Source organism: Enterobacter sp. BNK-18, from assembly GCF_047456135.1.
GTDB classification, from domain to species: Bacteria; Pseudomonadota; Gammaproteobacteria; order Enterobacterales; family Enterobacteriaceae; genus Enterobacter; species Enterobacter ludwigii.
Window position 1 is genome coordinate 474,165 of record NZ_CP179899.1, and the last position, 24,623, is coordinate 498,787.

Annotated in this window: 21 protein-coding genes; 16 read left to right on the forward strand and 5 right to left on the reverse strand. The window is 55.5% G+C overall.

Annotated elements, in window-relative coordinates; genetic code table 11:
- Nucleotides 1-10 precede the first annotated feature (10 nt).
- The 3 genes from kdpB to kdpF are packed head-to-tail and all read right to left on the reverse strand — an operon-like array spanning nt 11 to nt 3,846.
- Nucleotides 11-2,059 carry a potassium-transporting ATPase subunit KdpB gene (gene kdpB / locus ACMGG3_RS02300; protein ID WP_014169157.1) on the reverse strand — a complete coding sequence of 683 codons (2,049 nt, stop codon included), beginning with the start codon at nt 2,057-2,059 and terminating at the stop codon, nt 11-13.
- A gap of 18 nt (nt 2,060-2,077) precedes the next feature.
- Nucleotides 2,078-3,757, reverse strand: a complete 1,680-nt coding sequence (kdpA, locus tag ACMGG3_RS02305) for a potassium-transporting ATPase subunit KdpA (RefSeq protein WP_020884973.1) — start codon at nt 3,755-3,757, stop codon at nt 2,078-2,080.
- Nucleotides 3,757-3,846: a K(+)-transporting ATPase subunit F gene (kdpF, locus tag ACMGG3_RS02310; protein WP_015386886.1), complete on the reverse strand. Its 90-nt coding sequence runs from the start codon at nt 3,844-3,846 to the stop codon at nt 3,757-3,759. Before kdpF ends, kdpA begins: the two co-directional genes overlap by 1 nt.
- 307 nt (nt 3,847-4,153) lie before the next feature.
- On the opposite strand from kdpF, the gene ACMGG3_RS02315 reads away from it, so the two are divergent.
- The 7 genes from ACMGG3_RS02315 (at nt 4,154) to nei (ending at nt 10,072) form a co-directional block, all read left to right on the forward strand.
- Complete coding sequence (locus tag ACMGG3_RS02315) at nt 4,154-4,360, forward strand: YbfA family protein (protein WP_014883027.1); 207 nt, start codon at nt 4,154-4,156, stop codon at nt 4,358-4,360.
- A 411-nt stretch (nt 4,361-4,771) separates the two neighbouring features.
- On the forward strand, nt 4,772-6,184 hold the full coding sequence (phrB, locus tag ACMGG3_RS02320) for a deoxyribodipyrimidine photo-lyase (RefSeq protein WP_414149541.1): 1,413 nt from the start codon (nt 4,772-4,774) through the stop codon (nt 6,182-6,184).
- Nucleotides 6,185-6,194: 10 nt separating this feature from the next.
- The gene (locus ACMGG3_RS02325; protein ID WP_020884971.1) at nt 6,195-6,938 is read left to right on the forward strand and encodes a type 2 GTP cyclohydrolase I; all 744 of its coding nucleotides are present in this window, start codon (nt 6,195-6,197) and stop codon (nt 6,936-6,938) included.
- Nucleotides 6,939-6,952: 14 nt separating this feature from the next.
- Complete coding sequence (gene pxpB / locus ACMGG3_RS02330) at nt 6,953-7,609, forward strand: 5-oxoprolinase subunit PxpB (RefSeq protein WP_014169163.1); 657 nt, start codon at nt 6,953-6,955, stop codon at nt 7,607-7,609.
- Nucleotides 7,603-8,535, forward strand: a complete 933-nt coding sequence (pxpC, locus tag ACMGG3_RS02335) for a 5-oxoprolinase subunit PxpC (RefSeq protein WP_014169164.1) — start codon at nt 7,603-7,605, stop codon at nt 8,533-8,535. Before pxpB ends, pxpC begins: the two co-directional genes overlap by 7 nt.
- The gene (gene pxpA / locus ACMGG3_RS02340) at nt 8,522-9,259 is read left to right on the forward strand and encodes a 5-oxoprolinase subunit PxpA (protein ID WP_014169165.1); all 738 of its coding nucleotides are present in this window, start codon (nt 8,522-8,524) and stop codon (nt 9,257-9,259) included. The genes pxpC and pxpA overlap by 14 nt, the downstream gene beginning before the upstream one ends.
- Before the next feature lie 21 nt (nt 9,260-9,280).
- Nucleotides 9,281-10,072, forward strand: coding sequence for an endonuclease VIII (nei, locus tag ACMGG3_RS02345; RefSeq protein WP_014169166.1), 792 nt, complete (start codon nt 9,281-9,283; stop codon nt 10,070-10,072).
- Between the two features lie 100 nt (nt 10,073-10,172).
- Here the strand turns inward: nei and ACMGG3_RS02350 are convergent, their stop codons facing one another.
- Nucleotides 10,173-11,456: a citrate synthase gene (locus ACMGG3_RS02350; RefSeq protein WP_014169167.1), complete on the reverse strand. Its 1,284-nt coding sequence runs from the start codon at nt 11,454-11,456 to the stop codon at nt 10,173-10,175.
- A gap of 641 nt (nt 11,457-12,097) precedes the next feature.
- On the opposite strand from ACMGG3_RS02350, the gene sdhC reads away from it, so the two are divergent.
- The 8 genes from sdhC (at nt 12,098) to sucD (ending at nt 21,737) form a co-directional block, all read left to right on the forward strand.
- On the forward strand, nt 12,098-12,502 hold the full coding sequence (gene sdhC, locus ACMGG3_RS02355; protein ID WP_025204654.1) for a succinate dehydrogenase cytochrome b556 subunit: 405 nt from the start codon (nt 12,098-12,100) through the stop codon (nt 12,500-12,502).
- A complete protein-coding gene (sdhD, locus tag ACMGG3_RS02360; protein WP_414149542.1) occupies nt 12,496-12,843 on the forward strand; it encodes a succinate dehydrogenase membrane anchor subunit in 348 nt (115 codons plus the stop codon). The genes sdhC and sdhD overlap by 7 nt, the downstream gene beginning before the upstream one ends.
- Entirely contained in the window at nt 12,843-14,609 is a 1,767-nt protein-coding gene (gene sdhA / locus ACMGG3_RS02365) for a succinate dehydrogenase flavoprotein subunit (protein ID WP_014883036.1), read from the forward strand. The genes sdhD and sdhA overlap by 1 nt, the downstream gene beginning before the upstream one ends.
- A gap of 15 nt (nt 14,610-14,624) precedes the next feature.
- Nucleotides 14,625-15,341, forward strand: a complete 717-nt coding sequence (gene sdhB / locus ACMGG3_RS02370; RefSeq protein WP_014169170.1) for a succinate dehydrogenase iron-sulfur subunit SdhB — start codon at nt 14,625-14,627, stop codon at nt 15,339-15,341.
- Between the two features lie 226 nt (nt 15,342-15,567).
- Nucleotides 15,568-18,375, forward strand: coding sequence for a 2-oxoglutarate dehydrogenase E1 component (sucA, locus tag ACMGG3_RS02375; protein ID WP_014169171.1), 2,808 nt, complete (start codon nt 15,568-15,570; stop codon nt 18,373-18,375).
- A 14-nt stretch (nt 18,376-18,389) separates the two neighbouring features.
- Nucleotides 18,390-19,616, forward strand: coding sequence for a 2-oxoglutarate dehydrogenase complex dihydrolipoyllysine-residue succinyltransferase (gene odhB, locus ACMGG3_RS02380; RefSeq protein ID WP_414149543.1), 1,227 nt, complete (start codon nt 18,390-18,392; stop codon nt 19,614-19,616).
- Between the two features lie 85 nt (nt 19,617-19,701).
- Nucleotides 19,702-20,868: an ADP-forming succinate--CoA ligase subunit beta gene (gene sucC, locus ACMGG3_RS02385; protein WP_006809579.1), complete on the forward strand. Its 1,167-nt coding sequence runs from the start codon at nt 19,702-19,704 to the stop codon at nt 20,866-20,868.
- A complete protein-coding gene (sucD, locus tag ACMGG3_RS02390; RefSeq protein ID WP_014169173.1) occupies nt 20,868-21,737 on the forward strand; it encodes a succinate--CoA ligase subunit alpha in 870 nt (289 codons plus the stop codon). Before sucC ends, sucD begins: the two co-directional genes overlap by 1 nt.
- 83 nt (nt 21,738-21,820) lie before the next feature.
- On the opposite strand, the gene ACMGG3_RS02395 is transcribed toward sucD, so the two are convergent.
- Nucleotides 21,821-22,537, reverse strand: coding sequence for a GntR family transcriptional regulator (locus tag ACMGG3_RS02395; protein ID WP_044857123.1), 717 nt, complete (start codon nt 22,535-22,537; stop codon nt 21,821-21,823).
- Between the two features lie 169 nt (nt 22,538-22,706).
- On the opposite strand from ACMGG3_RS02395, the gene mngA reads away from it, so the two are divergent.
- Nucleotides 22,707-24,623, forward strand: coding sequence for a PTS 2-O-a-mannosyl-D-glycerate transporter subunit IIABC (gene mngA, locus ACMGG3_RS02400; protein ID WP_414149544.1), 1,917 nt, complete (start codon nt 22,707-22,709; stop codon nt 24,621-24,623).

Below are 24,623 nucleotides of genomic sequence, written 5' to 3' on the forward strand. Positions count from 1 at the left end.
GATTCACCTTTTAAACCAGCCCAAACAGCGTCAACAGCAGGTCGATAACCTTGATACCGATGAAGGGGACAATCAGCCCACCCAGCCCGTAAATCCACAGGTTGCGGCGCAGCATGGCGGCCGCGGTCAGCGGTTTATAGCTCACCCCTTTGAGCGCCAGCGGGATCAGGAAGACAATAATCAGGGCGTTAAAAATAACCGCACTGAGAATGGCTGATGCTGGCGAGTGCAGATGCATCACGTTCAGCGCATTAAGCTGCGGATAGGTGGCCGCAAACGCCGCGGGAATGATGGCAAAGTATTTTGCGACGTCGTTGGCGATACTGAACGTTGTCAGTGAACCGCGCGTCATCAGCATCTGCTTACCGATGTGCACAACTTCAATCAGCTTGGTCGGGTTCGAGTCGAGGTCGACCATGTTACCCGCCTCTTTCGCCGCCTGGGTACCGGAGTTCATGGCCACCGCCACGTCGGCCTGCGCAAGGGCTGGGGCATCGTTGGTGCCATCACCCGTCATCGCCACCAGGCGACCTTCCGCCTGATACTGACGAATTAACGCCAGCTTGGCTTCAGGCGTTGCCTCCGAGAGAAAATCATCCACGCCCGCTTCGGCAGCAATCGCGGCGGCGGTCAGACGGTTGTCCCCGGTGATCATCACCGTTTTGATCCCCATTTTCCGCAGCTGGGCAAAGCGCTCTTTGATCCCGCCTTTTACGATATCCTTCAGCGAAATCACCCCCAGCACATGTGCCCCTTCAGCCACCACCAGCGGCGTCGCGCCCTGACGTGCCACGCTCTCGACCAGGTTGTCCACTTCTGGTGGGAAATGACCATTGTTGGCTTCAATGTGGCGACGAATTGCGTCGACGGAGCCTTTACGGATCATGCGGTCCTGAATGTTGATGCCGCTCATTCGGGTTTGTGCCGTGAAGGGAACGAAAGTCGCATGGAGACTCTGAACGTCGCGCTGGCGCAGGTTAAAGCGCTGCTTGGCGAGGATCACGATACTGCGGCCTTCCGGCGTTTCATCGGCGAGGGAAGAGAGTTGCGCCGCATCCGCCAGCGTTTTTTCATCCACTCCGGGGGCAGGTAAGAACTCTGACGCCTGGCGGTTACCGAGGGTAATTGTCCCGGTTTTATCCAGCAGCAGAACGTCCACATCCCCTGCGGCCTCGACCGCACGTCCGCTGGTCGCGATGACGTTCGCGCCCAGCATACGGCTCATACCGGCCACACCGATGGCCGACAGCAGCCCCCCGATGGTGGTCGGGATCAGGCAGACCAGCAGCGCCACCAGAACGGTGGTGGTGACCGCGGTACCGCCGTAAGCGGAGAATGGCCATAACGTGGCGGTTGCCAGCAGAAAGACAATCGTCAGCGCCACCAGCAGGATGGTCAGGGCAATTTCGTTTGGTGTTTTACGACGCTGCGCGCCTTCCACCATGGCAATCATACGGTCAAGGAAGGTTTCACCCGGGTTGACGCTACACTGGATCACCAGCCAGTCGGAGAGAATGCGTGTCCCGCCCGTCACGGAGGCGAAATCACCCCCGGATTCACGTATGACGGGAGCGGATTCCCCGGTGATGGCACTTTCATCTACCGACGCGCCGCCTTCGATGACTTCACCGTCGCAGGGGATAATGTCCCCGGCTTCGACCAGCACCACGTCACCTTTACGCAGTTCATCTGCCGGGACATGGTCCATCTGGGCACCGTATTTCGGTTCGCGTAATTTGCGCGCAAAAGCGGTCTTTTTCACCCCTTTGAGGCTATTGGCCTGCGCTTTGCTGCGGCCTTCCGCCAGCGCTTCCGCAAAGTTGGCAAACAGTACGGTGAACCACAGCCACAGGCTGATAGCGCCGGTGAACATCGCATTCCCCTGCAGATGACCCGTTCCCATGGCAATCGCCAGCGCGGTGGTGAGTAAACTCCCTATCCAGACGATAAACATCACCGGGTTGTGCCACTGCACACGCGGGCTCAACTTTTTCACCGCATCCATGAGGGCCTGTCGAACTAACGACGGTTCGAACAGGGCCATTTGTTTACGACTCATGACAAATTCTCCGCAAAATCAGCGTAAAGAGAGGTATTCCGCGACCGGGCCTAACGCGAGGGCGGGGATAAAGGTCAGGGCGCCGACCAGCAGCACGGTACCGGCCAGCAGTCCGATAAACAGCGCGCCGTGGGTCGGCAACGTCCCGCTGGTGGTCGGTTGAATTTTTTTGCTCACCAGCGACCCGGCAATCGCCAGCACTGGCACAATGACCCCGAAACGGCCCACGAACATGCAGAACGCCAGCAGACAGTTCCAGAACGGTGAATTAGCGCTTAAGCCTGCGAAGGCACTACCGTTATTGTTAGAAGCAGAAGAGACGGCATAAAGCACTTCGCTAAAGCCGTGGATGCCAGGGTTGAAGATGCCGCTGCGTCCGGCCTCCGTCATCAGTGCCAGTGCGGTACCAGCCAGCACGAGGGCGGGGGTGACCAGAATCGCCAGCGCGGTTAACTTCATCTCACGGACATCGATTTTTTTGCCCAGATATTCCGGGGTGCGACCAATCATCAGACCCGCAATGAACACCGCCAGCAGAACAAACAGCAGCATGCCGTAAAGACCCGAGCCTACGCCGCCGAATACCACTTCACCGATCTGCATCAGCCACATCGGGATCATGCCGCCCAGTGCCGTGAAGGAGTCGTGCATAGCATTGACCGCCCCGCAGGATGCCGCCGTCGTGACCACGGCATAAAGGCTGCTGGCGAGAATGCCAAAGCGGCTCTCTTTCCCTTCCATATTCATGGTGCCGTCAGCGCCCAGCGTCAGGAAATGCGGGTTACCTTGCCATTCGGCCCACATCACCAGCGCAACACAGACGACAAAGATGAGCGACATGGTCCAGAGTAGGGTGCGACCCTGACGACGATCGTTCACCACATCGCCAAAAGCAAAGCACAGCGCTGCGGGGATGAGGAAGATCGCCAGCATTTGCACTGCGTTGGTCAGTGCCGTTGGGTTTTCAAACGGATGCGATGAGTTGGCATTGAAGAAACCGCCACCATTCGTACCGAGCATCTTAATGGCTTCCTGTGAGGCCACAGGCCCCATCGGCAGAAGCTGTTTTGCCCCTTCAAGCGAGGTATAAGGCGCGTAAGGCAGCAGGTTTTGCAGCGTACCTTGCTGAATAAAGAACAGCGCGATGAGCAGAGCAATCGGAAGTAAGACCCACAGAGTAATGCGCGTGAGATCAACCCAGGCATTGCCCAGCGTACCCATATTCTGACGTGCAAACGCACGCGTCAGCGCGAAGACAACCGCGATGCCGCTGGCTGCTGAGAGGAAATTTTGTACGGTTAATCCCACCATCTGGCTGAAGTAGCTCAGCGTGGTTTCGCCGGCGTAGGATTGCCAGTTGGTATTGGTGACAAAGCTGACGGCCGTATTCAGCGCAAGATGCCAGGACAGGCCCGGTAACTGTTGCGGGTTCAGCGGCAGGCTACCCTGCAACATCAGCATGACAAAGAGCGCGACCAGCCCAACGATATTCAGCAGCAGAATAGCGACCAGATACTGACGCCAGTTCATCTCCTGATCGCGTATTCCCAGTACGCGCCAGATCCCTTTTTCGATACTTCCCGTACCCGGTAAGGACACGTTGTTGATCAGCCGCGCGAGCCCCGTTCCCAGCGGTCTGGCAAGCACCAATAAGACCAGTAAAAAGCTGGCTATAAGTAAAAACGCCTGAGCAGCCATCAGAAGGCCTCCGCATTAATCAGGGCGTATACCAGATAACCCAATAACAGGAACACCAGCACGATGCCGGTAATCAGACCTGCACTCACAATCCACCTCCGAGTGACATTTGTATTTGTGTTAACGGTAGGATTTATGGCGCAAAGATTTCGCAAAAATCGGCAGGGTGGGTGTAAAAAAAGTATAAAAATGGAAAAGGCACAATTTAACTGTTGGTAAGTAAATCGTTAACTTTTTTGTAACTTACTTACGGCGGAAATGTAAATATTCACTAAATGGATGAAAATAACTGGTCTGATGAGTAGTAAAATTACAAGCAAAGCGGTATTATTTTAGCCAGATCACAGATTTCAAATTTTCCGGAGCATGTTTCCGGCCAACTATAGGGGAGAAAATATGGATCTTTATAAAGCGTATCCGGCTCATATCGTTTTCATGCGTCGCACTTTCGCCGTAGTGGCTGGCGTGCTGGCCCTGCCGGTGATGCTCTTCTGGAAAGACCGCGCACGTTTTTATAGCTATTTGCACCGCGTCTGGGCCAAAACCAGCGAGAAGCCGGTGTGGATGGATCAGGCCGAGAAAGCGACCTGCGATTTTTACTGATACGAAGACGACACACAGCAATAAAAAAACCGCCTACAGCAATGTGGCGGTTTTTTTATCCCTCAGGATCCGCGGTCCGTTGGGCCGTTTTTGGGCACCCGTCAGAGCGTGTATCCACCGACTTATCACCGGTGGTGAACGGTGGAGCGGTTAGCAGCAGGGACCGCATGATGAAACGCTCTTTTTGCATTGCGTTCATTATCGCCAGCGTACTCGTGGTAAGACGTGATGAACCGACACTGTTTATTGCTTTTACCATGATGGCGCAAGATACGTAGCGTTAAGGCCGCCCCGGGCGGCCTTTTTTATTTCATCGCGTCTACACTTCATGGCAAAGTAGATAAAAGCCAGCCGCATTTTCTCTTTAGTGGCATGGTCTTACGGACATAATGGATAATTGCCAGGAGTTTTATGCCCACCCATCTGGTTTGGTTTCGCGCGGATCTGCGCGTACATGACAATCTCGCCCTTGCGGCTGCCTGCCGCTCCCCGGAAGCCCGCGTGCTGGCGGTGTTTATCGCCACCCCCGGGCAGTGGCAGCAGCATGCTATGGCACCACGCCAGGCGGCTTACCTCAGCTCACATCTGAATGGCTTGCAGTGTTCGCTTGCCGAAAAAGGGATCCCGCTCATTTATAAAGAGGTCAGTGACTTCTCCGCGCAATGCCAGGCTGTGAAGGCAATCTGTGAGCAGTACGATGTCACCCACCTTTTTTACAACTATCAGTACGAATTCAATGAACGTCAGCGGGATCGTCAGCTGGAGAAAATCCTGCAGGATGTAGAGTGTCAGGGTTTTGATGACAGCGTCATGCTGCCGCCGGGCAGTGTCATGACCGGCAACCACGAGATGTATAAAGTCTTTACGCCGTTTAAAAATGCCTTCATTAAAAGACTGAAGGAGGCGCTGCCGGAATGCGTGGCTGCCCCCACCGTGAGGGGAGAGGCCATAACGGAGATACCCGAGCGGGAGTTTGACTATCCGCAACAGGCGTTTGATGAGACTCTGTTCCCGGCTACCGAAAAAAACGCTATTGCGAAGCTGCGCCAGTTTTGTAAAGCGGGGGCAGGCGATTACGACGCGCGCAGGGATTTTCCCGCGACAGAGGGCACCAGTCGTTTATCGGCCTGTCTGGCGCTGGGCGTGCTCTCTCCGCGCCAGTGTCTGCATCGTCTTCTGGCGGAACAACCGCAGGCACTGGACGGGGGGCCCGGCTCCGTCTGGCTTAACGAACTTATCTGGCGCGAATTTTATCGCCATTTGATGACGTATCACCCTGATTTATGTAAGCATCGTCCGTTTATACCCTGGACTGATAACGTAAACTGGCAACACAACGAGAGCCACTTACAGGCCTGGCAGAAAGGCGAAACGGGCTTCCCGATTGTTGATGCCGCGATGCGCCAGCTCAATGAAACCGGATGGATGCACAACCGGCTGCGAATGATTACCGCCAGCTTCCTGGTGAAGGATCTGCTTATCGACTGGCGTGTCGGGGAGCGGTATTTTATTTCTCAGCTGATCGATGGCGATCTGGCGGCGAATAACGGCGGCTGGCAGTGGGCGGCGTCCACTGGAACCGACGCCGCGCCCTATTTCCGTATTTTTAATCCTGCCACGCAGGGACAAAAATTTGATGCAGACGGCGAGTTTATCCGCCGCTGGTTGCCCGCGCTGAGCAGTGTCCCTGCAAAAGCGATCCACGACCCGTGGGCATGGGCGGATAAACAGAGGGTGAAGCTCGATTATCCCCGTCCGATTGTTGACCATAAACAGGCGCGTGTCGCCACGCTGGCGGCGTACGAGGCCGCCCGCAAAGCTTAAGAGAGTAATGATGAAAAACAGCGAACTGGAAAGCCTGATTAACGAAAAACTGAACAGCGCCTCCTTCAGCGATTACGGCCCGAACGGCCTCCAGGTTGAAGGACGCGAAACGGTGCAGAAAATTATCACTGGCGTGACGGCAAGCCAGGCGCTGCTGGACGAAGCCGTCCGTCAGGAAGCGGATGCCGTTATTGTCCATCACGGTTATTTCTGGAAAAACGAAGCACCGATCATTCGCGGTATGAAGCGAAACCGCCTGAAAACGCTGCTGGCAAATGATATCAACCTGTACGGTTACCATCTGCCGCTGGATGCGCACCCGGAGCTGGGCAATAACGTACAGCTCGCGCAGCTGTTGGGGATTACCGTAATGGGTGAAATTGAGCCGCTGGTGCCCTGGGGAGAGCTGGCCATGCCGGTGCCCGGCCTGGAGCTGGCCTCATGGATTGAAGCGCGTCTGGGACGCCGTCCGCTCTGGTGCGGTGACACCGGTCCGGATACGGTGAAGCGGGTTGCCTGGTGTACTGGTGGTGGTCAGGGCTTTATTGATAGCGCGGCACGCTTTGGTGTCGACGCCTTCATCACTGGAGAAGTGTCCGAGCAGACCGTCCATTCGGCGCGTGAGCAAGGTCTGCATTTTTATGCGGCAGGTCACCATGCCACCGAGCGTGGCGGAATTCGCGCCCTCAGTGAATGGCTGACTGAAAATACCGATCTGGATGTCACGTTTATTGATATCCCTAACCCGGCCTGATGAGAGGTATCTGAGTGCAGCGAGCGCGTTGTTATCTTCTGGGCGAAACGGCAGTGGTTCTGGAGCTGGAACCGCCAGTGACCCTTGCCACGCAAAAGCGTATCTGGCGGCTAACGCAGCGCCTGGCCGATGTGCCGGAAGTGGTTGAAGCGATTCCGGGTATGAATAACATCACCGTGGTGCTGCGTAATCCGCATACGCTGGCGCTGGATGCTATTGAACGTTTGCAGCGCTGGTGGGAAGAGAGCGAGGCGCTGGAGCCGGATTCCCGGACAATTGAGATCCCGGTGGTGTATGGCGGCGAGCATGGACCCGATCTTGGCGTGGTGGCGGAACACTGCGGATTAACGGAAAAGCAGGTGGTTGAATTGCACGCCTGCGTTGATTACGTGGTCTGGTTCTTAGGTTTCCAGCCGGGCTTCCCCTATCTGGGGGGGCTCTCACCGCAATTGCATACGCCGCGTCGCGCCGAACCCCGCCTGAGCGTGCCGGCGGGCACGGTGGCTATCGGTGGTGAACAGACCGGCATTTATCCTCTGACGTCACCGGGGGGCTGGCAGCTTATCGGGCATACGTCCAGGCCGTTATTTGAACCAGGGCAGGAGGTTCCCATACTCCTTCGTCCCGGCGATACCCTGCGCTTTATCCCGCAGAAGGAGGGGGTATGTTAACGCTGATTCGCGCCGGGCTTTACACGTCCGTACAGGATGCCGGCCGCTTTGGCATGCGCCAGTCGGGCGTGAGCTACTGTGGTGCGCTGGACAGGCCTGCGCTGGAGATTGCTAACGTGCTGGTGGGCAACCCTGGCAGCACGGCGGCACTCGAAATTACGCTTGGCCAGTGTGTGATTGAATTCGGCGAGGAGACCTGGTTTGCCTTAACCGGGGCCGCCTGTGACGCCGAGCTGGATGGCAAAGCGGTCTGGACAGGCTGGCGGCTGCGAGCGAAAGCCGGGCAGCGTCTGACCCTCAAACGTCCTGTGCACGGCGTGCGAAGCTATCTTGCGGTCGCAGGAGGGATTGATGTGCCAGAGGTGCTGGGTTCATCCAGTACCGATCAGAAAGCCGGCATTGGCGGTCATGAAGGGCGCCTGCTGCGTGACGGCGATCGTCTGGCGGTTAACCCCTCAACGCGCCACTTCTCGACGGCCCAGGGGGTAAAACAGCTGTTATGGACCAACCAGATCCGTGCCTTACCGGGGCCGGAATATCAGGAGTTCGATGAAGTCGCTCAGGAGACGTTCTGGCGTTCGCCGTGGAAGATCAGCCCGCAAAGTAACCGTATGGGATACCGCCTGCAGGGGCAGCCATTGACCCGTACGACAGATCGGGAATTGCTCTCACACGGTTTATTACCTGGTGTCATTCAGGTACCGGGTAACGGTCAGCCGATCGTGCTGATGAACGATGCGCAAACCACGGGGGGATACCCGCGTATTGCCTGCATCATTGAAGCAGATCGCTACCATCTGGCGCAAATTCCTCTCGGACAGCCGATTCATTTTGTGCAATGTTCGCTGGAGGAGGCGCTGAAGGCACGCCAGGATCAGCAGCGTTATCTGGAACAACTGGCATGGAGGCTCGATGGCAAAGATTGATTTAAACGCCGATCTGGGTGAGGGCGGAAGTGCCGATGCTGAACTGATGACGCTGGTCTCTTCGGTCAATATTGCCTGCGGGTTTCACGCGGGTGACGCGCAAACCATGCTGGACAGCGTGCGTAATGCGATTAAGCACGGCGTGGCGATAGGGGCACATCCCAGTTTTCCTGACAGGGATAATTTTGGCCGCACGGCAATGGATCTCCCTCCTGAGACGGTGTATGCCCAGACGCTTTATCAAACGGGCGCGCTGGAGGCGATTGTGCGTTCCCAGCAGGGCGTGCTGCGCCATGTGAAACCCCACGGCATGCTCTACAATCAGGCGGCCAAAGATCCGGCTCTCGCGGATGCCATTGCCCGCGCGGTGCGGGACTGCAACCCGCAGCTCATCCTGGTGGGGCTGGCGGGGAGCGAGCTTATTCGCGCGGGACAGCGGCTGGGGTTAACCACCCGTCAGGAAGTTTTTGCTGACAGAGGGTATCAGCCGGACGGCAGCCTGGTTCCCCGTTCACTGCCCGGTGCGCTTATTACCGATGAATCACAGGCGCTGGCGCAAACGCTGGCGATGGTATGTGAGGGCTCGGTAAAGGCAATTGATGGTTCAACGGCCAGAGTCCAGGCGGATACGGTGTGTTTACACGGCGATGGTGAGCATGCGCTGCAGTTTGCACGCCGCTTACGGACGGCCTTTGCGGAGCAGGGTATTCTCGTGAGTGCATGACATAACGATAAGGACAGAAAAATGCCTGAAGGCCCGGAGATCCGCCGTGCAGCGGATAGCCTCGAGGCGGCGATAAAGGGCAAACCGCTGACGGATGTCTGGTTTGCTTTTCCTCAACTGAAACCGTTTGAAGCCCAGCTGGTGGGGCAGACGGTGACGCACATTGAAACGCGCGGCAAAGCGCTGCTCACGCATTTCTCCCATAACCTGACGTTATATAGCCATAATCAGCTGTACGGCGTTTGGCGCGTGGTGAAGGCAAACGAGCAGCCGCAAACAACCCGCGTGCTGCGCGTCAGGCTCCAGACGGCAGACAACGCGGTTCTGCTCTACAGCGCATCCGATATCGAAATGTTAACGCCAGAGCAGCTGCTCACTCATCCGTTCCTGCAGCGCGTCGGGCCGGATGTGCTGGATATGAGCCTGACCCCGGGCGAGGTGAAAGCCCGTCTGGTGTCACCTCGGTTTCGTAACCGACAGTTTTCCGGATTGTTGCTCGATCAGGCGTTTCTGGCTGGATTAGGAAATTACCTGCGGGTGGAAATCCTCTGGGAAGTGGGCCTGGCGGCGCAGCATAAGGCATCGCAACTCAGTGATGAACAGCTGGAGGCGTTATCCCACGCACTGCTGGATATCCCGCGCCTGTCCTACAACACGCGTGGCGTGGTGGATGACAACAAGCACCATGGGGCATTGTTCCGCTTTAAGGTGTTTCATCGTGAAGGGAAGGCGTGTGAGCGGTGCGGCGGGTTAATTGCGAAAACCACGCTGTCATCGAGACCGTTTTACTGGTGTCCGCACTGCCAGAAGTAAAATGAAAACGGTAACCCAGGGGGTTACCGTTTTTAATGTCTTCACTCTCTCGGAGTAAGAGAGGGATGGGGTGAGGACATCAGGCCACACCCCGTTAACATCAGCGTTTGATGTCAGACTTAAAATCACGCTGCTCGTAGCCAGTATACAGCTGACGAGGACGGGCGATTTTCATGCCTTCGCTGTGCATTTCGTTCCAGTGCGCAATCCAGCCAACGGTACGTGCCATGGCGAAGATCACGGTGAACATGGAAGACGGAATGCCCATCGCTTTCAGAATAATGCCAGAGTAGAAATCGACGTTCGGGTAGAGTTTCTTCTCGATGAAGTACGGGTCGTTCAGCGCAATGTGCTCAAGCTCCATCGCCACTTCCAGCAGGTCGTCTTTCGTACCCAGCTCTTTCAGCACTTCGTGGCATGTTTCACGCATAACGGTAGCGCGTGGGTCGTAGTTTTTGTACACACGGTGACCGAAGCCCATCAGACGGAAGGAGTCATTCTTGTCTTTCGCGCGACGCACGAATTCAGGAATGTGCTCAACGGAGCTGATCTCTTCCAGCATCTTCAGTGCCGCTTCGTTCGCGCCGCCGTGCGCCGGTCCCCACAGGGAGGCGATACCCGCAGCGATACAGGCGAACGGGTTCGCGCCTGAAGAGCCTGCGGTACGGACGGTGGAGGTGGAGGCGTTCTGTTCGTGGTCGGCGTGCAGGATCAGAATACGGTCCATCGCACGTTCCAGCACCGGGTTCACTTCGTACTCTTCACACGGCGTGGAGAACATCATGCGCAGGAAATTACCGGCGTAGGAGAGGTCGTTACGTGGATAAACAAACGGCTGGCCGATGGAGTATTTGTAACACATCGCTGCCATGGTCGGCATTTTGGACAGCAGGCGGAACGCCGCGATATCACGGTGACGTGGATTATTCACGTCCAGCGAGTCGTGGTAGAACGCTGCCAGCGCGCCGGTAATACCGCACATCACTGCCATTGGGTGAGAATCACGACGGAAAGCATGGAACAGACGAGTGATCTGCTCATGAATCATGGTGTGACGGGTGACGGTGGTTTTGAATTCATCGTATTGTGCCTGCGTCGGTTTTTCGCCGTTCAGCAGGATGTAGCACACTTCCAGATAGTTGGATTCGGTGGCTAACTGATCGATGGGGAAGCCGCGATGGAGCAGGATACCTTCGTCACCATCAATGAAGGTGATTTTGGATTCGCAAGATGCGGTAGAGGTAAATCCAGGGTCGAAGGTGAATACACCTTTAGAACCCAGCGTACGGATATCAATAACATCCTGACCGAGCGTGCCTTTTAGCACATCCAGTTCAACAGCAGTGTCACCATTTAGGGTGAGCGTTGCCTTTGTATCAGCCATTTACGGTCTCCTTAGCGCCTTATTGCTTAAGACTGCCAATTACCGGATTTGCATTCTGCTGATTTCTCACCGTTACCAGTTTGTTATTTGGCTTACCGCTCAGCTCACGAGGAGAAACCAGGGTACAGAGCTATGGCGCCTTGCAGGTAAAAACATGAAAAATCAGTGAAACAACAGCAAATCAGTGTCTTCGCAGTCCGAATTATTCAAACCTGTATATCACTAATAACTGTCCTGATAACTTCGGTCAATACCATCACACTGTTACATAACTATTTGTCAGGTGAAAGTGAGACCTCATAACTTTTGCGCATTATATGCCTTTTCTGATGACGTTTGTAACAATATTGTTTAACATTTGTCAAATCAGATGATTAAAAATTAAAAAGATGTTGTTATCGTGACCCTGATCACTGTTCCAGAGAAAACCCGACAAACTGTATGTAGGTTAATTGTAATGATTTTGTGAACGGCCTATACTGCCGCCAGGTCTCCGGAACACCCTGCAATCCCGAGCCACCCAGCGTTGTAACGTGTCGTTTTAGCATTTGGAAGCAATGTTTTGCATGACGCGCAGTTATAGAAAAGGAACGCTGTCTGACCCGCATCGCAGTCCGGAGGAAGGAAACAATAAGAACAGCATGTGGGCGTTATTCATGATAAGAAATGTGAAAAAACAAAGACCTGTCAATCTGGATCTCAAAACGATCCGGTTCCCTGTAACAGCAATAGCGTCCATTCTGCACCGCGTTTCTGGTGTGATTACGTTTGTGGCGGTCGGCATTCTGCTGTGGTTACTGGGTACCAGCCTCTCTTCTCCTGAAGGATTCCTCCAGGCCTCTGCCATCATGAACAGCTTCTTCGTGAAATTTATCATGTGGGGCATTCTGACTGCGCTGGCGTACCACGTTGTCGTGGGCATTCGTCATATGCTGATGGACTTTGGCTACCTGGAAGAGACTTTCGAAGCCGGTAAACGCTCCGCTAATATTTCATTTGTATTGACTGTCGTGCTTTCACTTCTCGCAGGAGTTCTCGTATGGTAAGCAACGCCTCCGCATTAGGACGCAACGGCGTACATGACTTCATTCTGGTCCGTGCTACCGCCATCGTTCTCACCCTTTATATCATCTATATGATTGGTTTCTTCGCGACCAGCGGCACGCTGACGTGGGAAACCTGGAGTGGGTTCTTCGGATCTGCCTTCACCAAAGTGTTCACCCTGCTGGCTCTGTTCTCCATCCTTATTCATGCCTGGATTGGTATGTGGCAGGTGTTGACCGATTACGTTAAACCGCTGGCGATTCGCCTTCCTCTGCAGCTGGTCATTGTCGTTGCACTGGTGGTTTACGTTATTTATGGATTCGTTGTGGTGTGGGGTGTGTAATGAAACTGCCAGTCAGAGAATTTGATGCTGTTGTGATTGGTGCTGGTGGCGCAGGTATGCGTGCAGCACTGCAAATTTCCCAGAGCGGCCAGACCTGTGCGCTGCTCTCTAAAGTCTTCCCGACCCGTTCCCACACTGTCTCCGCGCAGGGCGGTATTACCGTTGCGCTGGGCAATTCCCATGAAGATAACTGGGAATGGCACATGTATGACACGGTCAAAGGTTCCGACTACATCGGCGACCAGGATGCTATCGAATATATGTGTAAGACTGGCCCGGAAGCGATTCTGGAGCTGGACCACATGGGTCTGCCGTTCTCCCGTCTGGAAAATGGCACCATTTATCAGCGTCCGTTTGGCGGCCAGTCGAAAAACTTCGGCGGCGAGCAGGCGGCACGTACCGCAGCTGCGGCTGACCGTACCGGTCACGCACTGCTGCACACGCTTTATCAACAGAACCTGAAAAACCACACGACTATTTTCTCCGAGTGGTATGCGCTGGATCTGGTGAAAAACGCCGATGGCGCCGTTGTGGGGTGTACTGCCCTGTGTATTGAAACCGGTGAAGTGGTCTACTTCAAAGCGCGTGCTACCGTGCTGGCGACCGGCGGTGCAGGCCGTATTTATCAATCTACCACCAACGCCCACATCAACACCGGTGACGGCGTAGGTATGGCTATCCGCGCCGGCGTACCGGTGCAGGATATGGAAATGTGGCAGTTCCACCCAACCGGCATCGCCGGTGCCGGCGTGCTGGTAACAGAAGGCTGCCGTGGCGAAGGGGGTTACCTGCTGAACAAACACGGCGAGCGCTTCATGGAGCGTTATGCCCCGAATGCGAAAGACCTGGCGGGTCGTGACGTGGTGGCGCGTTCCATCATGATCGAAATCCGTGAAGGACGCGGCTGTGACGGCCCATGGGGTCCACACGCGAAGCTGAAACTCGACCATCTGGGTAAAGAGGTTCTGGAATCACGTCTGCCAGGCATTCTGGAGCTGTCTCGTACCTTCGCGCACGTCGATCCAGTGAAAGAGCCTATCCCGGTAATCCCAACCTGTCACTACATGATGGGCGGTATTCCGACCAAAGTGACCGGCCAGGCGCTGACCGTGAACGAGCAGGGTGAAGACGTTGTTATCCCGGGCCTGTTTGCCGTCGGTGAAATTGCCTGCGTATCCGTACACGGTGCAAACCGTCTGGGCGGGAACTCCCTGCTTGACCTGGTGGTATTTGGTCGTGCGGTAGGTCTGCATCTGCAAGAGTCTATTGCCGAGCAGGGTGCGCTGCGTGATGCCACCGACGATGAAATTGATGCGTCGCTTGAGCGTCTGAACCGCTGGAACGGCAACCGTAATGGTGAAGATCCGGTGGAAATCCGCAAAGCGCTGCAGGAATGTATGCAGCACAACTTCTCGGTATTCCGTGAAGGGGATGCGATGGCCAAAGGTCTTGAGCAGCTGAAAGCGATCCGCGAGCGTCTGAAAAATGCCCGTCTGGACGACACGTCCAGCGAGTTCAATACCCAGCGCGTTGAGTGTCTGGAGCTGGATAACCTGATGGAAACGGCGTTCGCTACCGCGATGTCGGCAAACTTCCGTACCGAGAGCCGTGGCGCGCATAGCCGCTTCGACTTCCCGGATCGTGACGATGAAAACTGGCTGTGCCATTCCCTGTATCTGCCAGAGTCGGAATCCATGACGCGTCGTAGCGTCAATATGGAACCGAAACTGCGTCCGGCGTTCCCGCCGAAGATTCGTACTTACTAATGCGGAGACAGGATAATGAAACTCGAATTCTCAGTTTATCGTTATAACCCGGATGTAGATGATGCTCCGCGTATGCAGGATTACACCCTGGAAGCGGAAGAAGGCCGTGACATGATGCTGCTGGATGCCTTAATCCAGCTGAAAGAAAAAGATCCGACACTGTCGTTCCGTCGCTCATGCCGTGAAGGCGTTTGTGGCTCTGACGGTGTGAACATGAACGGTAAAAATGGTCTGGCCTGCATCACGCCAATTTCAGCGTTGCAGCGCGCGGGTCAGAAAATTGTTATCCGTCCTTTGCCAGGTCTGCCAGTCGTTCGTGATTTGGTGGTAGACATGGGGCAATTCTATGCACAATATGAGAAGATTAAGCCTTACTTATTGAATAATGGGCAAAATCCACCGGCTCGTGAGCACTTACAGTCTCCTGAGCAGCGTGAAAAACTCGATGGTTTGTACGAGTGTATTCTCTGTGCATGTTGCTCGACCTCTTGCCCGTCGTTCTGGTGGAACCCGGACAAGTTTATCGGCCCGGCCGGTCTGCTGGCTGCCTATCGCTTCCTGATCGATAGCCGCGACACCGAAACCGACAGTCGTCTGGAAGGACTGAGTGATGCTTTCAGCGTATTCCGCTGCCATAGCATCATGAACTGCGTCAGTGTATGTCCTAAGGGACTGAACCCGACGCGCGCCATCGGCCATATTAAGTCGATGCTGCTGCAGCGCAGTGCATAAGTAACAGGAGGGGAGCGTTGTTCCCCTCGCCCTGACCCTCTCCTGACAGGAGAGGGGATAAAATGTAGGAAACCTCTAAAAACTGCCCCGAGGTGCAGACAGTTTTTAAAGGTTCCTTCGCGAGCCCAAGACAACATAAGAGCTCGCAGGTGAACCCCGGCACGTACGTGTTGTACGTGGTAGTTTCTACGGCGAAAGTAAGCATAAAAATGCTTAAGGGATCACGATGCAGAACGGCGCAATGAAAGCCTGGCTGGACTCTTCTTACCTCTCTGGTTCAAACCAGAGTTGGATAGAACAGCTCTATGAAGACTTCTTAACCGATCCTGACTCAGTGGACGCAAACTGGCGTTCCATGTTCCAGCAGTTACCTGGCACTGGAGTCAAACCGGATCAATTCCATTCCAAAACACGTGATTATTTCCGTCGTCTGGCGAAGGATGCCTCACGTTACTCTTCTGCGATTTCCGACCCTGACACCAATGCGAAGCAGGTTAAAGTCCTGCAGCTTATCAACGCTTATCGCTTCCGTGGTCACCAGCATGCGAATCTCGATCCGCTGGGACTGTGGAAACAAGATCGTGTGGCGGATCTCGATCCGGCGTATCACGATCTGACCGAGGCCGATTTCCAGGAAAGCTTTAACGTAGGTTCCTTTGCCATCGGCAAAGACACGATGAAGTTGGGCGAGCTGATTGACGCGCTCAAGCAAACCTACTGCGGCTCCATCGGCGCGGAATATATGCACATCACCTCTACAGAAGAGAAACGCTGGATCCAGCAGCGCATCGAATCTGTGGCGGGCCACGCGAATTTCTCTGCTGAAGAGAAAAAACGCTTCCTCAGCGAACTGACCGCAGCAGAAGGCCTTGAGCGCTATCTGGGCGCGAAATTCCCGGGTGCGAAACGCTTCTCGCTGGAAGGCGGCGACGCGCTGGTACCTATGCTGAAAGAGCTGATTCGTCACGCGGGCAAAAGCGGTACCCGTGAAGTGGTGCTGGGTATGGCGCACCGCGGTCGTCTGAACGTACTGGTCAACGTGCTGGGTAAAAAACCGCAGGACCTGTTCGACGAATTCGCGGGCAAACATAAAGAACACCTCGGCACCGGTGACGTGAAGTACCACATGGGCTTCTCGTCTGATATCGAAACCGAAGGCGGTCTGGTTCACCTGGCGCTGGCGTTTAACCCGTCACACCTGGAAATCGTGAGCCCGGTGGTTATCGGTTCTGTGCGTGCGCGTCTGGATCGTCTGGACGAGCCGAGCAGCAACAAAGTTCTGCCAATCACCATTCACGGTGACGCGGCGGTCACAGGGCAGGGCGTGGTTCAGGAAACGCTGAACATGTCCAAGGCGCGTGGTTACGAAGTGGGCGGTACCGTTCGCATTGTTATCAACAACCAGGTGGGCTTCACGACCTCTAACCCACTGGATGCGCGTTCTACCCCGTACTGCACCGACATCGGTAAGATGGTTCAGGCGCCGATCTTCCACGTTAACGCGGATGACCCGGAAGCCGTGGCGTTCGTTACCCGTCTGGCGCTGGACTACCGTAACACCTTCAAACGCGATGTGTTCATCGACCTGTTCTGCTACCGCCGTCATGGCCACAACGAAGCTGACGAGCCAAGTGCAACGCAGCCGCTGATGTATCAGAAAATCAAAAAACACCCGACGCCACGTAAAATCTATGCTGACAAGCTGGAAGGCGACAATGTGACGACGCTGGAAGATGCGACCGAAATGGTCAACCTCTACCGCGACGCGCTGGATGCGGGTGAATGCGTAGTGAAAGAGCTGCGCCCGATGAACATGCACTCCTTTACCTGGTCGCCGTACCTCAACCACGAGTGGGATGAGAGCTACCCGAACAAGGTAGAGATGAAGCGCCTGCAGGAGCTGGCTAAACGCATCAGCACCGTACCAGACGCTATCGAGATGCAGTCTCGCGTAGCGAAAATTTATGCTGACCGTCAATCAATGGCAGCGGGCGAGAAGTTGTTCGACTGGGGCGGGGCGGAAACACTGGCTTACGCAACGCTGGTTGATGAAGGCATTCCTGTTCGTCTGTCCGGTGAAGATGCGGGCCGTGGCACCTTCTTCCACCGTCACGCGGTAGTTCACAACCAGACTAACGGTTCAACCTATACTCCGCTGCAGCATGTCCATAACGGTCAGGGTCAGTTCAAGGTATGGGACTCCGTTCTGTCTGAAGAAGCGGTACTGGCATTCGAATACGGCTACGCCACCGCGGAACCGCGCACCCTGACTATCTGGGAAGCGCAGTTCGGTGACTTCGCCAACGGTGCCCAGGTCGTTATCGACCAGTTCATCTCGTCCGGCGAGCAGAAATGGGGCCGTATGTGTGGCCTGGTGATGCTGCTGCCACACGGTTACGAAGGTCAGGGTCCGGAGCACTCCTCCGCCCGTCTGGAACGTTATCTGCAGCTCTGTGCTGAGCAGAACATGCAGGTCTGCGTGCCGTCCACTCCGGCTCAGGTCTACCACATGCTGCGTCGTCAGGCGCTGCGCGGTATGCGCCGTCCGCTGGTGGTTATGTCGCCAAAATCCCTGCTGCGCCACCCGCTGGCGGTGTCCAGCCTGGACGAACTGGCGAACGGCACCTTCCTGCCTGCCATCGGTGAGGTTGACGAACTGGATCCGCAGGCCGTTAAGCGTGTTGTGATGTGTTCTGGTAAGGTTTATTACGACCTGCTGGAACAGCGCCGTAAGAACGACCAGAAAGATGTCGCCATCGTGCGTATCGAACAGCTTTATCCATTCCCGCACCAGGCGGTGCAGGAAGCGTTGAAACCGTATGCTCACGTGCATGATTTTGTCTGGTGCCAGGAAGAGCCGCTCAACCAGGGCGCCTGGTACTGCAGTCAGCATCATTTCCGTGAAGTCATTCCATTTGGGTCTGCCCTGCGTTATGCAGGTCGCCCGGCCTCCGCCTCTCCGGCGGTAGGGTATATGTCCGTTCACCAGAAGCAGCAACAAGATCTGGTCAATGACGCGCTGAACGTCGATTAATTAAAGGATACATAATGAGTAGCGTAGATATTCTTGTTCCCGACCTGCCTGAGTCCGTAGCAGATGCGACCGTCGCCACCTGGCACAAAAAACCGGGCGATAGCGTTAAGCGCGATGAAGTGCTGGTAGAAATCGAAACTGACAAAGTGGTACTGGAAGTACCGGCTTCAGCGGATGGCATTCTGGATGCAGTCCTGGAAGACGAAGGGACAACCGTAACCTCCCGTCAGATCCTGGGTCGCCTGCGTGAAGGCAACAGCGCGGGCAAAGAGTCCAGCGCGAAGTCTGACGAAAAAGCGTCTACCCCAGCCCAGCGTCAGCAGGCCTCTCTGGAAGAGCAAACTAACGACGCGCTCAGCCCGGCGATCCGTCGCCTGCTGGCCGAGCACAACCTGGATGCGGTTGCCATTAAAGGCACCGGTGTCGGTGGTCGTCTGACCCGTGAAGATATCGAGAAGCACCTGGCGAAAGCCCCTGCTCAGGCAGAAGCTAAAGCGCCAGCAGCGGCAGCGGCGCCGGCAGCACAGCCTGCGCTGGGTGCCCGTAGCGAAAAACGCGTGCCGATGACTCGCCTGCGTAAGCGTGTGGCTGAGCGTCTGCTGGAAGCGAAAAACTCCACCGCGATGCTGACCACCTTCAACGAAGTGAATATGAAGCCAATCATGGACCTGCGTAAGCAGTACGGTGACGCGTTTGAAAAACGTCACGGTATCCGTCTGGGCTTTATGTCCTTCTACGTGAAAGCGGTTGTTGAAGCGCTGAAACGCTACCCGGAAGTTAACGCCTCTATCGATGGCGATGACGTGGTTTACCACAACTACTTCGACGTCAGCATGGCAGTCTCTACGCCACGCGGTCTGGTTACCCCGGTTCTGCGTGATGTCGATACTCTGGGTATGGCTGACATCGAGAAAAAGATTAAAGAGCTGGCTGTAAAAGGTCGCGACGGCAAGCTGACCGTAGACGATCTGACCGGCGGTAACTTCACCATTACCAACGGCGGCGTTTTCGGTTCACTGATGTCTACCCCGATCATCAACCCGCCGCAGAGCGCGATCCTGGGTATGCATGCCATTAAAGATCGTCCAATGGCGGTAGACGGCAAAGTGGAGATCCTGCCAATGATGTATCTGGCTCTCTCTTACGATCACCGTCTGATCGACGGCCGCGAGTCCGTGGGCTTCCTGGTTGCCATTAAAGAGCTGCTGGAAGATCCAACGCGTCTGCTGCTGGACGTCTAGTTTTAGCAGTCTTGCCCGGCGGCGCGTTGTCTGCCGGGCCTACAAAAGCACTACCTAACGATTACCTGAAGGATGGATAGAACACATGAACTTACATGAATATCAGGCCAAACAGCTGTTTGCCCGGTATGGCTTACCGGCTCCGGTGGGTTATGCCTGTACTACCCCGCGTGAAGCAGAAGAAGCCGCATCTAAAATCGGTTCCGGCCCTTGGGTAGTTAAGTGTCAGGTTCACGCTGGTGGCCGTGGTAAAGCGGGCGGTGTGAAGGTTGTTAAGAGTAAAGAAGAGATTCGTGCGTTTGCTGAACATTGGCTCGGCAAGCGTCTGGTAACGTACCAGACAGATGCGAACGGTCAGCCTGTCAACCAGATCCTGGTTGAAGCTGCAACTGACATCGCGAAAGAACTGTACCTGGGCGCGGTTGTTGACCGTAGCTCCCGTCGTGTGGTGTTCATGGCGTCTACCGAAGGCGGCGTGGAAATCGAGAAAGTGGCAGAAGAGACGCCACACCTGATCCACAAAGTGGCGATCGATCCGCTGGCAGGCCCTATGCCTTACCAGGGCCGTGAGCTGGCGTTCAAACTGGGTCTGGAAGGCAAGCTGGTTCAGCAGTTCACCAAGATCTTCATGGGTCTGGCCACCATCTTCCTGGAGCGCGACCTGGCGCTGATCGAGATCAACCCGCTGGTCATCACCACTCAGGGCGACCTGATCTGCCTCGACGGCAAACTGGGCGCTGACGGCAACGCACTGTTCCGCCAGCCGGATCTGCGTGAAATGCGCGACCAGTCTCAGGAAGACCCGCGTGAAGCGCAGGCTGCACAGTGGGAACTGAACTACGTGGCGCTGGATGGCAACATCGGCTGCATGGTTAACGGCGCAGGCCTGGCGATGGGCACCATGGACATCGTTAAGCTGCACGGCGGTGAGCCTGCAAACTTCCTCGACGTGGGCGGTGGCGCAACCAAAGAGCGTGTAACCGAAGCGTTCAAAATCATCCTCTCTGATGACAACGTCAAAGCCGTGCTGGTTAACATCTTCGGCGGTATCGTGCGTTGCGACCTGATCGCAGACGGTATCATCGGTGCGGTAGAAGAAGTGGGTGTTAACGTCCCGGTTGTGGTGCGTCTGGAAGGTAACAACGCTGAACTCGGCGCGAAAAAACTGGCTGACAGCGGCCTGAATATTATTGCAGCGAAAAGTCTGACGGATGCAGCTCAGCAGGTTGTTGCCGCAGTGGAGGGGAAATAATGTCAGTTTTAATTAATAAAGATACCAAGGTTATCTGCCAGGGCTTCACCGGTAGCCAGGGGACTTTCCACTCCGAACAGGCGATTGCCTACGGCACGCAGATGGTTGGTGGCGTAACGCCAGGTAAAGGCGGCACCACGCACCTGGGCCTGCCGGTATTCAACACCGTGCGCGAAGCAGTTGAAGCGACGGGCGCGACCGCGACCGTTATCTACGTTCCGGCTCCGTTCTGCAAAGACTCGATTCTGGAAGCGATTGACGCGGGCATCAAGCTCATCATCACCATCACCGAAGGTATCCCGACGCTGGATATGCTGACCGTGAAAGTGAAGCTGGATGAAGCTGGCGTGCGCATGATCGGCCCGAACTGCCCGGGCGTTATCACCCCAGGCGAATGCAAAATCGGCATCATGCCGGGTCACATTCACAAACCGGGTAAAGTGGGTATCGTCTCCCGTTCCGGTACGCTGACCTATGAAGCGGTTAAGCAGACTACCGACTACGGTTTCGGCCAGTCCACCTGTGTGGGCATCGGTGGTGACCCCATCCCAGGTTCTAACTTCATTGATATCCTGAAAATGTTCCAGGAAGATCCGCAGACCGAAGCGATCGTGATGATCGGTGAGATCGGCGGTAGCGCAGAAGAAGAAGCGGCTGCGTATATCAAAGAACATGTGACCAAGCCGGTCGTCGGTTATATCGCAGGTGTGACAGCGCCGAAAGGTAAGCGTATGGGTCACGCAGGCGCGATTATCGCAGGCGGTAAAGGTACGGCTGATGAGAAATTCGCCGCGCTGGAAGCCGCAGGCGTGAAAACCGTTCGCAGCCTGGCGGATATCGGCGAAGCACTGAAATCCATCATTAAGTAAATCCTCTCTGCTCCCTGTAAAAGGGAGCGTTGAAGTAATAAGTGTCCGTTTCGACATGGTTGGCCGCTGTAAAGCGGCCTTTTTTAATGCCTGCGTTTCGCGACCAGCGTGAATTTGTAATCGTCGCTGTTAAACACGTTACGGCTGTATTCAAACACCCGCCCATCCTTCAGAAAGCCGCGTGACACCTTTTCCAGTATCGGTTTTGCCGGATCCAGCGCCAGCGCGTCGATCGCCTCCTGTGAGGGCATGATCGGAACCAGTTCCTGTTCACTGCGATCGATAACCATCTTCTTGATCTGTTCGATGTAGTGATATTTGGAATTTTCCATCACCTCCCAGGTGAGGTCGGCGAACATCGCCAGCGGCATCCACGTCTCTTCCAGATTCACCGGTTTTTGCTTAATAAAGCGGACCCGTTTGACATGCCACACTTTGTCATCCGGGCGAATGTTAAGCGTCTCAGCCAGTTTCACATCCGCTTTGATCACTTCGAATGTTTTTACGTCGCTGTGGGTATCGACGTTTCGGTCCGCCAGTTTTTCATAAAAGCCGGTAAGCTGATAAATGTCGTAATTGACGCGCTCCTCTTTCACATAGGAGCCGCTGCCCTGAATGCTCTCGATAATCTGCTCTTCAGTGAGGAGCTTCAGTGCCTGCCTCACCGTGACGCGACTGACGCTAAATGTCTCCTGCAGGCTGGATTCCGTCGGTAACGCATCACCGGGTTTTAACTCACTGGCGGTAATTTTCTCGCGAAGCGCATCCGCTATCTGCCGGTACATCGGTTTATTGCCCATGTCGTCTGCCTTCTAATACCTTTTCACGGAATTATGCCTCCAGCACAGAATTTGTAAATAATACAAATTAAATACAAATTATCGGTGTTAGTGAAAATGATCACATAAAGGTATCAGTTCGTCTGTCACAATCGATCCTGAACAATTACCCTTGAGTGTGAGGATCCTGATGAACCTGACGACCCTGACCCATCCCGACGCTGTCTGCGTGCAGGCGCAGTACACCAGTCGTGATGAAGCAATACGCCAGCTCACGATGCGGCTGGTGACGCTCGGCAAAATTACCGACGGCAATGCGTTTTTAACCGAAGTCTTTCATCGGGAATCGCTAGGCCCTACCGCGCTCGGCGAAGGGCTGGCAGTCCCGCATGGTAAATCAGCGGTGGTGAAAGAGGCGGCTTTTGCCGTAGCCACCCTGTGTGAACCGCTGAGCTGGGAAGGCGTGGATGGCCCGGAAAATGTCGAGCTGATTTTCCTGCTTGCCATTCCGCCGGCTGAAGCTGGCTCAACCCATATCCAGGTGCTGACGGAACTTACTTCTCGTCTGGCGGATGAAACTCTTCGGGCGCGCGTCATGGCGGCTACCACGGCAGCAGCGCTACTCGCTGCGCTGGACGATGCGCCACAGGAAGATGACGCTGTCGCGTTCGTGGATGCGCCAACCATCGTTTGTGTAACTGCATGCCCCGCCGGCATTGCGCATACCTATATGGCAGCTGAGTATCTGGAAAAAGCGGGGCGTAAGCTTGGCGTAAACGTGGTGGTGGAAAAGCAGGGGGCGAACGGTATCGAAGGGCGGTTGACCGCGCAGCAGTTACGCACTGCGCAGGCCTGTATCATCGCTGCAGAAGTGGCTCTCAAAGAGAGCGAGCGTTTTCACGGCATTCCGACGCTGTCCGTGCCGGTAGCGGAACCGCTTCGCCATGCTGAAGCGCTTATTAAGCGTGCGTTGGCCTTACCCCCCGCGGGAACGGCTCGCCAGGTACACACCGGCAATGATGTGAGCAAAAGCCTTAAAACGGAGCTTAAGCAGGCCCTGCTCAGCGGTATTTCCTTTGCCGTGCCGCTGATTGTGGCGGGAGGCATGGTGCTGGCCGTCGCGGTATTGCTGGCACAGATGTTGGGATTACAGCATCTGTTTGAGCAAGAGAACTCATGGCTGTGGATGTATCGCAAACTCGGCGGGGGGATGTTAGGCACGTTAATGGTGCCGGTACTGGCCGCGTATACCGCCTACTCGCTGGCAGATAAACCTGCTCTGGCGCCGGGTTTTGCGGCCGGTCTTGCCGCTAATATGATCGGTTCAGGTTTTTTAGGGGCGATTGCAGGTGGCCTGATTGCCGGCTATCTGATGCGCTGGGTGAAAAACCATATCCGTCTGAGTCAGCGTTATAACGGCTTTTTAACCTATTACCTCTACCCGGTGATTGGCGTGCTGGGCGCGGGCAGCCTGATGCTGTTCGTGATCGGCGAGCCGGTCGCGTGGATCAACTCCTCCCTCACGGCATGGCTTAACGGGCTCTCCGGTGCCAATGCGCTGCTACTGGGCACTCTGCTCGGTTTTATGTGCTCGTTCGATTTGGGGGGACCGGTCAACAAAGCGGCCTATGCGTTCTGTCTGGGGGCGATGGCCAACGGCGTTTACGGGCCGTATGCCATTTTTGCTTCCGTCAAAATGGTCTCGGCTTTTACCGTCACGGCTTCAACCATGCTGGCACCGCATCTCTTTAAACCGTTTGAAATCGAAACCGGCAAGTCGACGTGGCTGCTGGGCCTTGCGGGCATCACCGAAGGGGCAATTCCGATGGCCATTGAAGATCCGCTGCGGGTGATTGGCTCGTTTGTTGTTGGCTCAATGGCAACAGGGGCAATTATCGGTGCAATGGGCATCGGGTTGTCTACGCCGGGAGCGGGCATCTTCTCTCTCTTTTTACTGCATGACGCGGGGATGGGGGGCGCGATCGCGGCGGCAGGCTGGTTTGGCGCTGCGCTGGGGGGAACGATGCTCTCTACGCTCATCTTACTGTTCTGGCGACGTCAGGGCGTAAAAAAAGGCAAATACCTGACGGAAGACGTCACGCCATAA

Excerpts from the sequence above, each read along its gene's own strand:
- kdpB (WP_014169157.1), bottom strand. The coding sequence starts at position 2,059 with ATGAGTCGTAAACAAATGGCCCTGTTCGAACCGTCGTTAGTTCGACAG.
- kdpA (WP_020884973.1), bottom strand. The coding sequence starts at position 3,757 with ATGGCTGCTCAGGCGTTTTTACTTATAGCCAGCTTTTTACTGGTCTTA.
- ACMGG3_RS02315 (WP_014883027.1), top strand. The coding sequence starts at position 4,154 with ATGGATCTTTATAAAGCGTATCCGGCTCATATCGTTTTCATGCGTCGC.
- phrB (WP_414149541.1), top strand. The coding sequence starts at position 4,772 with ATGCCCACCCATCTGGTTTGGTTTCGCGCGGATCTGCGCGTACATGAC.
- ACMGG3_RS02325 (WP_020884971.1), top strand. The coding sequence starts at position 6,195 with ATGAAAAACAGCGAACTGGAAAGCCTGATTAACGAAAAACTGAACAGC.
- pxpC (WP_014169164.1), top strand. The coding sequence starts at position 7,603 with ATGTTAACGCTGATTCGCGCCGGGCTTTACACGTCCGTACAGGATGCC.
- pxpA (WP_014169165.1), top strand. The coding sequence starts at position 8,522 with ATGGCAAAGATTGATTTAAACGCCGATCTGGGTGAGGGCGGAAGTGCC.
- nei (WP_014169166.1), top strand. The coding sequence starts at position 9,281 with ATGCCTGAAGGCCCGGAGATCCGCCGTGCAGCGGATAGCCTCGAGGCG.
- ACMGG3_RS02350 (WP_014169167.1), bottom strand. The coding sequence starts at position 11,456 with ATGGCTGATACAAAGGCAACGCTCACCCTAAATGGTGACACTGCTGTT.
- sdhC (WP_025204654.1), top strand. The coding sequence starts at position 12,098 with ATGTGGGCGTTATTCATGATAAGAAATGTGAAAAAACAAAGACCTGTC.
- sdhD (WP_414149542.1), top strand. The coding sequence starts at position 12,496 with ATGGTAAGCAACGCCTCCGCATTAGGACGCAACGGCGTACATGACTTC.
- sdhA (WP_014883036.1), top strand. The coding sequence starts at position 12,843 with ATGAAACTGCCAGTCAGAGAATTTGATGCTGTTGTGATTGGTGCTGGT.
- sdhB (WP_014169170.1), top strand. The coding sequence starts at position 14,625 with ATGAAACTCGAATTCTCAGTTTATCGTTATAACCCGGATGTAGATGAT.
- sucA (WP_014169171.1), top strand. The coding sequence starts at position 15,568 with ATGCAGAACGGCGCAATGAAAGCCTGGCTGGACTCTTCTTACCTCTCT.
- odhB (WP_414149543.1), top strand. The coding sequence starts at position 18,390 with ATGAGTAGCGTAGATATTCTTGTTCCCGACCTGCCTGAGTCCGTAGCA.
- sucC (WP_006809579.1), top strand. The coding sequence starts at position 19,702 with ATGAACTTACATGAATATCAGGCCAAACAGCTGTTTGCCCGGTATGGC.
- sucD (WP_014169173.1), top strand. The coding sequence starts at position 20,868 with ATGTCAGTTTTAATTAATAAAGATACCAAGGTTATCTGCCAGGGCTTC.
- ACMGG3_RS02395 (WP_044857123.1), bottom strand. The coding sequence starts at position 22,537 with ATGGGCAATAAACCGATGTACCGGCAGATAGCGGATGCGCTTCGCGAG.
- mngA (WP_414149544.1), top strand. The coding sequence starts at position 22,707 with ATGAACCTGACGACCCTGACCCATCCCGACGCTGTCTGCGTGCAGGCG.